12 protein-coding genes are annotated in these 12,783 nt (G+C 72.1%); 7 read left to right on the forward strand and 5 right to left on the reverse strand.

Annotated features, from left to right (window positions below; translation table 11 throughout):
- Positions 1-435: alcohol dehydrogenase catalytic domain-containing protein (locus Q0D57_RS02210; protein WP_291037411.1), on the reverse strand; the 435-nt coding region annotated here is incomplete at its 3' end.
- 168 nt (positions 436-603) lie between these two features.
- Here Q0D57_RS02210 and Q0D57_RS02215 point away from each other — a divergent pair.
- Genes Q0D57_RS02215 through Q0D57_RS02225 form a run of 3 tightly spaced genes read left to right on the forward strand, consistent with a single transcriptional unit; the run spans position 604 to position 3,099 of the window.
- Positions 604-861: a BatC protein gene (locus tag Q0D57_RS02215; protein ID WP_291037414.1), complete on the forward strand. Its 258-nt coding sequence runs from the start codon at positions 604-606 to the stop codon at positions 859-861.
- An 11-nt stretch (positions 862-872) separates the two neighbouring features.
- On the forward strand, positions 873-2,186 hold the full coding sequence (locus Q0D57_RS02220; RefSeq protein WP_291037417.1) for a cupin domain-containing protein: 1,314 nt from the start codon (positions 873-875) through the stop codon (positions 2,184-2,186).
- A gap of 10 nt (positions 2,187-2,196) precedes the next feature.
- Positions 2,197-3,099 (forward strand): sucrase ferredoxin, encoded by a 903-nt coding sequence (locus Q0D57_RS02225; RefSeq protein ID WP_291037424.1) that lies wholly within the window; start codon positions 2,197-2,199, stop codon positions 3,097-3,099.
- Positions 3,100-3,111: 12 nt separating this feature from the next.
- On the opposite strand, the gene Q0D57_RS02230 is transcribed toward Q0D57_RS02225, so the two are convergent.
- A complete protein-coding gene (locus tag Q0D57_RS02230) occupies positions 3,112-3,528 on the reverse strand; it encodes a VOC family protein (RefSeq protein WP_291037427.1) in 417 nt (138 codons plus the stop codon).
- A gap of 111 nt (positions 3,529-3,639) precedes the next feature.
- On the opposite strand from Q0D57_RS02230, the gene Q0D57_RS02235 reads away from it, so the two are divergent.
- The 3 genes from Q0D57_RS02235 to Q0D57_RS02245 all read left to right on the forward strand — a co-directional run bounded on the left by Q0D57_RS02235 (position 3,640) and on the right by Q0D57_RS02245 (position 7,576).
- The gene (locus Q0D57_RS02235) at positions 3,640-4,680 is read left to right on the forward strand and encodes a WYL domain-containing protein (RefSeq protein WP_291037430.1); all 1,041 of its coding nucleotides are present in this window, start codon (positions 3,640-3,642) and stop codon (positions 4,678-4,680) included.
- Between the two features lie 122 nt (positions 4,681-4,802).
- Positions 4,803-5,282, forward strand: a complete 480-nt coding sequence (locus Q0D57_RS02240) for a MarR family transcriptional regulator (RefSeq protein WP_291037437.1) — start codon at positions 4,803-4,805, stop codon at positions 5,280-5,282.
- Between the two features lie 116 nt (positions 5,283-5,398).
- Positions 5,399-7,576, forward strand: a complete 2,178-nt coding sequence (locus Q0D57_RS02245) for a glutamine synthetase III (RefSeq protein ID WP_291037440.1) — start codon at positions 5,399-5,401, stop codon at positions 7,574-7,576.
- 89 nt (positions 7,577-7,665) lie between these two features.
- Here the strand turns inward: Q0D57_RS02245 and Q0D57_RS02250 are convergent, their stop codons facing one another.
- A complete protein-coding gene (locus Q0D57_RS02250; protein WP_291037445.1) occupies positions 7,666-10,956 on the reverse strand; it encodes a lamin tail domain-containing protein in 3,291 nt (1,096 codons plus the stop codon).
- A gap of 115 nt (positions 10,957-11,071) precedes the next feature.
- On the opposite strand from Q0D57_RS02250, the gene Q0D57_RS02255 reads away from it, so the two are divergent.
- Positions 11,072-11,953 (forward strand): DNA-formamidopyrimidine glycosylase family protein, encoded by an 882-nt coding sequence (locus Q0D57_RS02255; RefSeq protein ID WP_291037450.1) that lies wholly within the window; start codon positions 11,072-11,074, stop codon positions 11,951-11,953.
- Between the two features lie 14 nt (positions 11,954-11,967).
- Here Q0D57_RS02255 and Q0D57_RS02260 read toward each other — a convergent pair whose 3' ends face one another.
- Together Q0D57_RS02260 and Q0D57_RS02265 are read right to left on the reverse strand one after the other, a co-directional pair.
- Positions 11,968-12,075 (reverse strand): HepT-like ribonuclease domain-containing protein, encoded by a 108-nt coding sequence (locus Q0D57_RS02260; protein WP_291037453.1) that lies wholly within the window; start codon positions 12,073-12,075, stop codon positions 11,968-11,970.
- A 232-nt stretch (positions 12,076-12,307) separates the two neighbouring features.
- Entirely contained in the window at positions 12,308-12,628 is a 321-nt protein-coding gene (locus Q0D57_RS02265) for a nucleotidyltransferase domain-containing protein (protein WP_291037456.1), read from the reverse strand.
- Positions 12,629-12,783 lie beyond the last annotated feature (155 nt).

Genomic DNA, 12,783 nt, shown 5'->3' on the forward strand with positions numbered 1-12,783 from the left:
CTGCACGATCCAGTCCCCCGGCGAAGCGGAGAGGTAGTCGAGCAGGCTGAGGGCGCTGAACGGCATCGAGATGAGCTGCGCCGCGGTCTCGTCGGCGATGCCGTCGGGCACGGGGATGAGCCCGGCGGCCTTCGCCACGAAGTACTCGGCCCACACGCCGAAGGTGCCGCCGGTGACGACGCGCTGGCCGACCTGGAGCGCCGTCACACCCTCGCCGAGCGCGTCCACCACGCCGACGGCCTCGGTTCCGGATGCCGCGGGCAGCGACGGCTTGAAGCCGTAGGTCCCGCGGATGGTCCACAGGTCGTGGTTGTGGATGGGCGACAGCACGGTGCGGACGCGCACCTCCCCCTCACCGGGCTCGGGCAGGGGGCGGTCGGTGACCTCGAGGACGTCGGTGGCTTCGCCGAAGGAGGCGTGAGTGAGAGCGCGCATGCCGCCACGCTACTGCGCCGCCCTGGGACGGCCCCGAGCACGGCGTGCCTTCGACCTCGTCGCCGTCCTCCGTCCGACCGGAATGCGACGGGAAGAGGATGCGGGCTGTCGGGAGCCGGGCGTACGCTTCGAGCGACGGCATCGAGCCGCCCTGTGAGAGGAGATCAGATGGCAATCGACGACGACGACATCACGACCGACACCGCCGCGGGCGGCGAGGGAACCGCCGACGGCGGAGCGAACCCGGGCGGCCACGACGGCGGGGCCGACGGCTCGGCTGCCGGCGGCGAGGGTCCGGCCGACGGCGGAGCCAACCCCGACGGCCACGACGGCGGAGCCGACGGCTCGGCCGACGAGGGAGAGGGCCCGGCCGACGGCGGAGCCAACCCCGGTGGCCACGACGGCGGGGCCGACGGCTCGGCGTGACACACGATTCCGTGCGCGGAACGACGGACGGGCCGGGATCGGGTGACACCGAGGCCCGGCCCGCGCTGTCGCGCTGCATAGACGTCTCCCCCGACACCTTCGCCGCGGAGTACTGGGGGCGCCAGGCGCTGCTGTCGCCCGCCTCCGGACTGCACGCGGACTTCTCCGACCTGTTCAGCGCGTCGGCGGTCGACGAGCTCGTGCGGGAGCGCGGTCTCCGCACCCCCTTCATCCGCATGGCGCACGAGGGATCCGTCCTGCCGCCCGCCTCGTTCACCGCCTCCGGAGGCTTCGGCGCCGAAATCGGCGACCAGGTGAGCTCCGAGAAGGTGCTCGCCGAGTTCGCGGCCGGCGCCACCATCGTGCTGCAGGGGCTGCACCGTGTGTGGCCGCCGCTGATCGACTTCACGAGGCGACTGGTCGACGACATCGGGCACCCGGCACAGGTGAACGCCTATGTGACACCGGCGTCGTCCCGCGGGTTCGACCCGCACTACGACGTGCACGACGTGTTCGTGCTGCAGATCGCCGGGGAGAAGCACTGGCGCATCCACGCTCCCGTGCACCCGGATCCGCTCCGCGACCAGCCGTGGACCGACCACAAGGCCGCCGTCGCCGAGGCGGCGCTCGGCGAGCCCGTGATCGACGCCGTGCTGCGGCCGGGCGACGCACTGTACCTGCCGCGCGGCTGGATCCACTCCGCCACCGCGCTCGGCGGCACCTCGGTGCACCTCACGGTGGGCATGTCGGCCTACACGCGGGCGGATGTGGTGCGTGCGCTGGTCTCGACGCTCGGCGCGCACGAGTCGCTCCGGGGGTCGCTGCCGCTCGGGCTGGACTGGGCCGACGCGGAGGCCGTGCGGCCGGTCGTCGAGGAGGTCGTCGCCGAGATGGTGACGGCGCTCACCGGTGGCGGCGCGGGCGCTCGTGACGGCGCTGACGCGAGCGCTGGCGCTGGCGCTCAGGGCGCGCTCGTCTCCCGCACGCTCGCCCGCCGGTTCGCCGAGGCGACCCGCCCCGAGCCCGTCGCCCCGCTCGCGACGATCGACGCCATCGCGGCACTCGGACCGGCCTCGGTGGTGCGCTGGCGGGGATCGCTCGCCGCTCGGGTCGAGTCGCTGCCCGGCGACGGCGGCGCATCCGGGACGGTGCGGATCGTCACGCCCTCGAAGTCGCTCACGCTCCCCGAAGAGGCCGAGGCGGCCGTGCGCCGGCTGCACGAGGGCGGCGCCGTGCCGCTCGAGGAGCTGCCGGGGCTCGACGACGCCGACGCGATCGTGGTGGTGCGTCGCCTGCTGCGCGAAGGCATCCTGGTGCCGGCGTGAGAGCGGCGGCGTGACCGTCGAGTGGCGGCCGTGCAGCGATCGCGCTCGCGAGCGCGACGATCCGCTCGTGGCCACCGGGTCTCGGGGGTTGCAGTGGTTCCTGGTCGAGATCTCGGGTGCCTGGGGCACGCGGGCGTTCCTCGACCCGCCGTTCGACACCGAGCTGGGGCGCGCGCTCGTGACCCGCATCGAGGCGGCCGGGATGCGCCCGCTCGCCATCCGGCGCACCGGTCGCCGCGAGGCGCAGACCTCGTGGCGCTGGGCGTTCGTCGACTCCCGTCCAGGCCACGAGGTGGTGCGCTGGGGCGAGGTCGGCTCCCCCGCCGATCTGCTCGAAGTTCCTCTCGACGGCTCCACGGGCACGGTGTCGGAGCGGCCGCTGTTCGCCGTCTGCGCCCACGCGCGGCACGATCAGTGCTGTGCCGTGCGCGGCCGACAGGTCGTCACGCGCCTCGCCGAGGCCTACCCCGACGAGACCTGGGAGTGCTCCCACCTCGGTGGTGACCGCTTCGCCGGGACGATGGTGCTCTTCCCGCACGGCCTCTACTACGGCAAGGTCGACGACGCGGATGCCGCGCACGTGGCCGAGGCGTATCTCGACAGGCGCGTGGTCGACGAGTTCTACCGCGGCCGCAGCTCGCTCACCCACCCCGTGCAGGCCGCCCAGCACTTCGCGCGCGAGGAGTTCGGCGACGACGGGCTCGACGCCTACCCCCCGCTCGACGAGCGCTGGCACGGCGACGGCGATCGCGTGCTCGGCGCGGCGCACTGGACCGTGCGGCTGGGTGACGCGGCGGGCGTCATCACCGTGGAGCTCGCCGAGCACCTGTCGGAGCCCCTCCTCAGCACCTGCGCCGCCACCCGCTCGGGGCGCGTGCGGCAGTGGGAGCTGCGCGGGATCGTCCGCGACTGACGGCGTGCCGGCTCACGAGACGATCGGCCTCGCCGCCAGCCGGTCGAGGTAGTGCTGGTTGAACATGATCCCGAGCACGTTGCCGAACGGGTCGACCACCGAGGCCGTGACGAACCCGGGGCCGCGCTCGATCGGCTTCTCGTGCGGGGTGGCGCCGAGCGCGAGCAGGCGTGCGAGCGATCCCTCCACGTCGTCGACGTGCCAGTAGACGATCTCGCCGCCGAGGCCCGCGCCGCGACCGTCGGTGCGGCCGGCTGGCGCGTAGCGGGCGTCGATGATGCCGAGCTCGTGCTCGTGGTCGCCGATCCGGAACTCGGTGTAGCCGGGCACGTGGTAGTAGGCGTCGATGCCGAGCAGCTCGGCGTACCAGGCCTCGGCGGCGTCGAGGTCGGTGGCGTAGAAGCTGACGGTGGTGAGTCCACGCAGCATGGTGCTCTCCTTCGTGTCGGGCCGATCCGTCGTGCTCGACCGGCGATGTGATCTCAGTCTGCGAGTCATAAGTGCTCACCTTATGACTACTTTCATGCGCACAATGGAGACATGCGTGCCGACCGTCTCGTGGCCGCCGTGCTCCTCCTCCAGGCGCGGGGGCGCGTGACCGCGCGCGAGCTCGCCGACGAGCTCGAGACGTCGGTGGCGACGGCCCGGCGTGACCTCGAAGCCCTGTCGAGCGCGGGCATCCCCGTGTATCCGCAGTCGGGCCGAGGTGGCGGCTGGTCGCTGCTCGGTGGCGCGCGCACCGACCTCAGCGGGCTCACCGCTCCCGAGGCGCAGGCGCTCTTCCTGCTGCTCGGGCCTGCGGCCGCGATCGATCCGGATGCGCGCACGGCGCTGCGAAAGCTCGTGCGGGCGCTGCCGAGCACCTTCCGGGCCGATGCGGAGGCCGCGGCCGCGGCGGTGGTCGTCGACCGGTCGGCCTGGGGCGCCTCGACCGTCGGCCACGAGGGTGGCCGGGGCGACCGCCGGGCGATGGATCCGGTGCACCTCGCCGTGCTGCAGGATGCGATCGTGCGACGCCGGGCGGTGCGGCTGCGCTACGCCGGGTGGGACTCGCCCGAGGCCGACCTGCTCGTCGAGCCGTGGGGTCTCGTGCAGAAGAACGACGTCTGGTACCTGCTCGCGCCGGTCGCGGCGGAGCCTCCCGGTGGCCCGACCCCCGTCACCGGGGTCTCCGCTCCCCCGCGCTCGTTCCGGGTCGAGCGGATGCGCCGGGTCGAGCACGTGGACCGCCTCGTCGAGCGGCCGGCCGGCCTCGACCTCAGCGCCGAGTGGGAGCGGGTGGTGGCCGAGGTGGAGCACGAGCGGGCTGCGGTGTCGGCCGTGCTGCTCGTGGAGTCGGCGCTGGTGGGCTATCTGCGCTCCCGCTTCGGCCGGCACTGCGAGGTGCTCGACGAGGAGGACGGGCGCGATGACGGGCGCAGCCGAGTGCGGGTGGCGGCCGCGACCGGCACGATGATCGCGCGGGAGCTCGCCGGCTGGGGCGGCTTCGCCGAGGTGCTCGAGCCGCGATCCGTGCGCGACGAGCTCGCGGCCATCGGCGCACAGCTCGCCGCGCTCTACGGGCAGGTGCCCTCGGGGTAGCGCCAACCGCGCCAAAGCCACCGGTATCGCGCAGTTGGCGCTACCCGGGCGGCCCGGAGATACCCGAGGACCGGGCGGACGGATCCGAATGGTTGTACCGACAAGGGATCTAGACTCGGAGGATGGACGGGGCGCGGTGGTTGACGGCTGAACAGCTGCGGGCGTGGATCCGCCTCGAGGCCGTCGTGGAGCTCATGCCCGCCGTCCTCGACTCGCAGCTCCAGCGCGATGCCCAGCTCACGCACTTCGAGTACATCGTGCTCGCGAAGCTCTCCGAGACCGACGGGCGGGTGCTGCGGATGACGGCCCTCGCCGCCACCACGAACTCCACGCTCCCCCGCCTCTCCCACGTCGTGAGCCGCCTCGAAGCACGCGGCTTCGTGGAGCGCCTGCCCTGCCCCGGCGACCGGCGCGCCACGAACGCCCACCTCACCGACGCCGGCTTCGAGAAGGTCGTCGCCACGGCCCCCGGCCACGTGGAGAACGTGCGCGAGCACGTGATCGACGCGCTCACCCCCGAGCAGGTCGCCCAGCTCGACACCATCATGGAGGCCCTCCTCCAGCGCATCGACCCCGAGAACACCCTCCGCAGCCTGCCCTGAGCCCCGGATTCAGACCGTCACACGCCGGAAACACCACCGGCACGCCCGCTCCCTAGATTGAGCGAGCGGCCCCCGCCGAGGGGCGGACCCGAGAGGCCGCGTCGAGGGGGAAGCACATGAGTGGGAACACCGTCCGCAGGCAGGCCATCCGCGATGTGGAGGCGTACACGCCTCCCGCCGTCAGCTTCGCCGGCACCGAGGCACCCGGGGAGATCTTCGGGGAGAACGTCTTCAGCCGCATCGTCATGCAGAAGCGCCTCCCGAAGTCGGTCTACAAGTCGGTCATCTCGACGATCGAGCACGGCGCCGCGCTCGATCCGCTCGTCGCCGACGCCGTCGCCTCGGCCATGAAGGACTGGGCGCTCGAGAAGGGTGCCACCCACTACGCGCACGTCTTCTACCCGCTCACCGGCCTCACCGCCGAGAAGCACGACAGCTTCTTCGAACCGGTCGGCGACGGAACGGCCCTCGCCGAATTCGCGGGCAAGACCCTCGTTCAGGGCGAGCCCGACGCCTCGAGCTTCCCCAACGGCGGGCTGCGCAACACCTTCGAGGCCCGCGGCTACACGGGCTGGGATGTCACGAGCCCCGCCTACGTGCTCGAGAACCCCAACGGCAACACGCTCTGCATCCCCACCGTCTTCGTGTCCATGACGGGCGAGGCGCTCGACCACAAGACCCCGCTGCTGCGCTCGCAGCAGGCCATGGGCGCGCACGCCGAGCGCATCCTGAAGCTGTTCGGGCACACGAATCCGGGAAACATCGTGTCGTTCTGCGGGCCCGAGCAGGAGTACTTCCTCGTCGACCGCCACTTCTTCCTGGCCCGTCCCGACCTCATGAACTCCGGCCGCACCCTCTTCGGTTCGAAGCCGCCCAAGGGCCAGGAGTTCGACGACCACTACTTCGGCGCCATCCCCGAACGCGTGCTCGGCTTCATGATGGACACGGAGCGGGAGCTCTTCAAGCTCGGCATCCCCGCGAAGACCCGGCACAACGAGGTGGCGCCGGGCCAGTTCGAGATCGCGCCGATGTTCGAGCGCGGCAACATCGCAGCCGACCACCAGCAGCTGCTCATGACCACGTTCAAGACCATCGCCAAGAAGCACGGCATGGAGTGCCTGTTCCACGAGAAGCCGTTCCAGGGCGTGAACGGATCGGGCAAGCACGTCAACTTCTCGCTCGGCAACTCGGCCCTCGGCTCCCTGCTCGTGCCCGGCGACAACCCGCATGACAACGCCCAGTTCCTGGTGTTCTGCGCCGCCGTCATCCGTGCCGTGCACAGGTACGCCGGCCTCCTGCGCGCCTCGGTCGCCTCCGCCACCAACGACCACAGACTCGGTGCGAACGAGGCGCCGCCCGCCATCATCTCGATCTTCCTCGGCGACCAGCTCGCCGACGTGTTCGAGCAGATCGCCTCGGGCCCCGCCACCTCCTCGAAGGGCAAGGGGCACATGACCATCGGGGTCGACACCCTGCCGGTGCTGCCGACCGACCCCGGGGACCGCAACCGCACGAGCCCGTTCGCCTTCACCGGCAACCGCTTCGAGTTCCGCGCGCCCGGATCGATGCAGACGGTCTCCGGCCCGATGGTCACGATCAACACGATCCTGGCGGAGTCGCTCGACCACATCGCCACCGAGCTCGAGAACGCGGTCGCCTCGGGCACCGACTTCGACGAGGCCGTGCAGACCCTCCTCACCGAGATCATCACCCAGCACGGCGCCATCGTCTTCAACGGCGACGGCTACGCGGATGCCTGGCCCATCGAGGCGGAGAAGCGCGGTCTCGCGAACCTCAAGACCACGCTCGACGCCCTCCCGGAGCTGATCACTCCCGAAGCTCTGGCGCTGTTCGAGAAGTACCGGGTATTCAACCACCGGGAGATGCACTCGCGCTACGAGATCGGATTGGAGCAGTACGCCCTCACGATCGGCGTCGAGGCGCGCCTGACTCTCGAGATGGGCACGACCGTGGTGCTGCCGGCCGCGGTGCGGCACCAGACCGAGATCGCCCAGAACGTCGCCGCGCTGAAGGCCGCGGGCCTCGAGCCCGACCTCGGCCCGCTCGAGGAGGCGTCGGCGCCCCTCGCCGCACTGCGCTCGGCGCTGGCCGGTCTGCGTTCGGCGCTGGCGGCCGACACCGGCCACTCGGCTCTCGGCGAGGCGCAGCACGCCGCCGCCGCTCTGCTGCCCGCGATGTCGGCCGTCCGAAGCGCCGCCGACGCGCTCGAGGAGCTCGTGGCGGACGACCTGTGGCCCCTGCCCACCTACCAGGAGATGCTCTTCGTCCTCTGACGACGCCGGCCGGCCGACTCCCCCGCGATGAGCGGTGGAGTCGACCGGCGGTGGAGTCGACCGGCGGTGGAGTCGACCGGCGGCGCAGGTCAGACCGTTCGCCGGCGGCGGATCGCGAGACCGGCGAGGAGCAGCGCAGCCGCGAGGCCTGCCGGCACGAAGGGATCGGCACCGGTGGAGGCGAGCGTTCCGGTCGGTGCGCTCGACGCCGCGGTGATCCTGATGTCCGCCCAGCCGATGAGCGTTCCGTCGAGCGCGACGACCGCGAGGCGGTGAGCGCCGAGGGGTGCGGTGGCCGGGATCGTCACCGAGACCGTGCCCGCGGCGGAGACCGTGTGGCGGCCGAGGCTGAGGGGCGTGGAGTGCAGCCACACGTCGACCTGCTCACCCGCGTGCGCCGCTCCCACGGTGACCACCACCGTCTGACCCTGCTGCGCGGTGGCCGCGACGGCCACCGATCCGCGCGAGCCCTCGGTGAGGGCGCTGCCGTCGACCGGCTGCGGCCCGGTCACCACGGGGGCGCCCGGCCCAGTGGGCGCCGGATCGGTCGGCGTGGTCGGGACGGTGGGATCGGTCGGGACCGTGGGATCGGTGGGATCGGTCGGGTCGGTGGGATCGGTCGGATCCGTCGGGTCGGTCGGGTCGGTCGGATCCACCGGCGCCTCCGCACACTCCACCGTGCCGGTGCGCAGGGAGTGCCCGTCGGTGCCGTTGTCGTCCGACCAGTACGCGGTCTTCGATCCGCCGACGCACTGCGACTGCGGCGCGAGCGCGAACCCCTCGTTGTTGAGGTTCGGCATGCCCGTGGGCCGCTCGAGCACCTCGGTCACCACGAAGCGGCCGGCGGCAGCACCGGCAGCGCCACCGCCAGGGGTCCCAGCAGAAGCACCGGCCACGTCGAGCAGCGCGCTCCGCCCGTCGCAGGTGTCGTCGCAGACCGCCCAGAGCACCGAGCGCTCGGCATCCCACTCGAGCTCCATCACGCCCGTGAACCCGCTCGCGATGGTGGCCACGCGGTCGTAGCCGCCGCTCACCTGGTCGAGCGCGTAGGCGTAGACCGTCCCGTTCGCCTCGAGCCCCACGAAGAACAGGCCGTCGCCGTGGCCGGCGTACAGCGTCGGGTCGTAGAGCGCGTTCGTGCGCTCGTCGACGAAGCCCTTGGCCACGAGCGCGGCATCCGGGACCCAGGCGATGCCCTCGAGCCCCGCGTTCGCTCCCACGGCCGGCAGATCGGCGGCGAGGTTCCACTCCATCGAGGCGGAGAGGCCCGCACCCGCACCCGAGTCGGCGCCCGTCACGTCGTAGCGCAGCACCGCGGGCCGGCTCGTGCCCGACACCGAGTTGTCGCGCTCGCTCGAGACGAAGACGCCACCCGCGGGCCCGGCCGCGGTGAACGCGACGCCCTCGGCGTCGACGTCGCCCGTGCCGTCGGCGTAGTGCAGCGGCGTTCCGGCCGCCCCGCCGGCCCCGGCGTCGGCCGAAGGTGCCCAGGCCGAGCCGGTCCAGTCGAGGCGGTAGAGCGTGCCCGGCCCGTTCTTCACGGCCCAGAGCGTGCCCTCGTCGAGAGCGGACGGGGCCGTGACGGAGGTCTCGTAGGCGAGCCCGCTCATGTTGGTGCCGAAGAAGCCCGCCTCGTCGGCGGTCTCGACGTCGGAGCCACCCGGCCACGGCATCGTCTCGAGGTCTCCGGCGCAGGCGTTCACGGCGCCCTTGGTCGGCGCGGTCGTCTCGGCGAACGGCCCGGTGCCGTCGGGGCAGCGGCCGTAGGTCGTGGCCGCGTGGCCCGCCCAGGTGTGCGAGTCGACGAGCGTGGTGCCGTCAGCGGCGAACAGCCGCACCGAGTCGTTGGCGCCGAGGCCGTAGCCGGTGGCGCCGGCCTCGACATCGACCGCGAGGTAGCCGCCCGCCGCGATGCTCGTGCCGACGGGGAGCGCGACGGCGTGGGAGTCGTCGCTGTCCTTCAGCACGAAGCCCGAGACGTCGACGGTGTCGGCACCGTTGTTCTTCAGCTCCACCCAGTCGCCGGGCGTGCCGCCGGAGGACTCGATCTCGTTGATGCGCACGGGCGCGCTGCAGTCGTTCGGTGCGCCCTTCGTGGGCGAGGTCGTGGTGGTGAACTCGCCCGTGGCATCCGGGCAGCGGCCGTAAGTCGTGGCGGCGTGGCCGTTCCAGGTGTGGGAGTCGATGAGGGTCACGCCATCGGGGGCGTAGAGGCGCGCCGAGTCGGCCGATCCGAGGCCGTACCCCAGGGTGCTGTCATCGACGGCGAGGAAGGCGCCGGCGGCGATCGTGGTGCCGGCGGGGAGGGTGGCGGTGTGGCTGTCGTCGTTGTCCTTGACGATCCAGCCGCTCAGGTCGACCGTGTCGGCCGTCGGGTTCACGAGCTCGATCCAGTCGCCCGGTGTGCCGCCGTTGGACTCGATCTCGTTGATGCGCACGGCGTCTCCGGGCACCACCACGGGGGCGCAGTCGTTGGCGGCGGCCTTCGTGGCGCTCTGGGTGAGCACGAACTCGCCCGAACCGTCGGGGCAGCGGCCGTAGGTGGTCGCGGCGTGGGAGGTCCAGCTGTAGGAGTCGATGAGGGTCGCGCCGTCGGCACTGAAGATGCGCGCGGTGTCGGCGCCGCCGAGCCCGAAGCCGACCTCGACGTCGACGTCGACATCCACAGCGGCGAAGCCACCCGCCGGGATGACGGTGCCCGCGGGCACCTGCAGGGTGCGGGAATCGTTGTCGTCCTTCACCACGAGACCCGAGGCGTCGACCGGCACCGAACCGGTGTTCACGAGCTCGATCCAGTCGCCGGGCGTGCCGCCGGAGGACTCGACCTCGTTGATGCGCACGACGGTGGCCGGGTCGAGCGTGCAGTCGTTCGCGGCGCCGCGGGTGGGCGAGACGGTGGCGATGAACTCGCCCGTGCCGTCGGGGCAGCGGCCGTAGCTCGTGGGGGCATGCTGGGTCCAGGCCCAGGAGTCGACGAGGGTCGAGCCGTCGGCCAGGTAGAGCCGCACGGTGTCGGCGCGTCCGAGGCCGAACGACATCTCGGGGTCGCCGAACGACAGGAACCCACCCGGCTGGATGACGGAGCCCGCGGGCAGCGCGTCGGTGCGCCCGTCGTTGTCGTCGCGCACGATCCAGCCCGAGACGTCGATGGCGGCCGATCCGGTGTTCGTGAACTCCACCCAGTCGCCCACGGCGTCGCCGTCGGACTCGATCTCGTTGATGCGGATGTCGGCAGCCGCCGAGTCAGCAGCAGGGCCCGTCACGGGCGCGCCTGCAGCAGAGGCCGACGAGACGCCCAGCGGCGACAGCGCCGCGAGGAGCGGGACCGCGAGAGCGGTCGAGACGAGGAGCGCGGCGTTCTTCCGCCAGTGGTTTCGCATGAGGGCCCTTTCGCACGCCGAGAGGCGTCGACCGCAGTGTGGCGACCCGCGTCGAACACCAGGTGAACGCCAGCCAACGCGAGCGGATGTCGGCGGCCGGGCGCAGACTGGACGCGTGCCCGAACTGCCGGAAGTCGAAGCCCTGGTCACCGACCTCGGCGCTCGCCTGCGCGGGCAGGTGGTCGAACGGTTCCAGGCGGTCTCGTTCGCGGCCGTCAAGACGTTCGATCCGCCGCTGTCGGCTCTGAGCGGCGAGACGGTCGAGGGGGTGCGCCGGCACGGCAAGTTCCTCGACCTCGAGATCGGGGGTCTCCACCTCGTCATCCACCTCGCGCGGGCCGGCTGGATCCGCTGGCGCGACGGCCCGCCGCCACCGCCCACGGGCAAGCCCTCGCGCGGTCCCCTCGCGGCCCACCTCATCCTCGAGGGCGGCAACGGGCTCGCGGCAGGATCGGGCCTCGACATCACCGAGGCGGGCACCAAGAAGAGCCTCGCGATCTCGCTCGTGCGCGATCCGGCCGACGTCCCTGGCATCGCCCGGCTGGGTCCCGATCCGCTCGACCCGGCCTTCACCGAGGAGGCCTTCGCCGGCATCCTCGCCGCGGCCGGTCGCGCTCAGATCAAGGGAGTGCTGCGCAACCAGTCCCTCATCGCGGGCATCGGCAACGCCTACTCCGACGAGATCCTGCACGCCGCCCGCATGTCGCCCTTCAAGCCCGCCGCCATGACCGCGCCCGAGATCGCCGCTCTCTACGCCTCGCTGCAGTCCACCCTGCGCGATGCGGTCGCTCGCTCCGACGGCCTCGCCGCGAGCGAGCTCAAGCGCGAGAAGAAGTCGAACCTCCAGGTGCACGGCCGCACGGGCGAGCCCTGCCCCGTCTGCGGCGACACGGTGCGCCAGGTCACCTACGCCGACTCCTCCCTGCAGTACTGCCCCACCTGCCAGACCGGCGGCAAGCCCCTCGCCGACCGCGTCCTCTCCCGCCTCCTCAAGTAGGCCGCGCGCACCCCTCAGTCCTCGAGGAGCGCCTCGGCGATCGCGGGGAACTGCACGGCGACCGCCTGCCAGAGGATCTCCTCGTCGGTGCCGTCGTAGTCGTGGGCGATGAAGCTGCGCACGGCACGGATCCCGCGCCAGTCGATCTGCGGATGCGACGCTCGGAACGACTCGGGGGGAGCCGGTCGGCCGCGGCAGACAGATCCACCATGAGCGACCGCGCGATGCGGCGCTGATCGTCGTCCTCCGGATCGACGAAGCGGTCGTGGCCACGTTCGGCCACTCGACGAGCTGATGCCGCGAACCGTGCGATGTCGGCGAGGAGGGCCGGCACCCTGTCCACCTCGCCGTCGGTCACAGAGGAACGGCCTCGGCGCGGATGCGTGCCAGCGTGGGCCCGGTCCCTCGGTCCGAGACGACGTCGACGCTGACTCGCACGAGCTCCTCGACATCGGCCATGAATCCGGCGAGATCGAAGATGGAGGCATCGGGTTCCGGGTGCACGAGGAGGTCGAGGTCGGAACCCGCACGGGTCCGGCCACGCGCCACCGAGCCGAAGACTCGGACGTCGTGGAGACGGCGACGTGCAGCTGCGGTCTCTATCGGCTCCCGAAGAGCGCGCACTCGGTCGAGGCTCGGCGCTCGGAGCGCTGCATCGATCGGGACCGTCACCATGCGACCGATTATAGTGCGCGACGATCGGGCGGCCTCCGGCTGTAAGGCGGCGGATCCGGGGTAGTTCCCCGCAACTGTGTCGTTGACGGGCGCTGCGGGTGGTTCATACGGTGGGCGCGACAAGGGGGCATCGGCGCCCCTGCGATCGGGGGTAC

Origin of the sequence: Herbiconiux sp., assembly GCF_023264895.1 — a bacterium.
Classification (GTDB): Bacteria; Actinomycetota; Actinomycetes; order Actinomycetales; family Microbacteriaceae; genus Herbiconiux.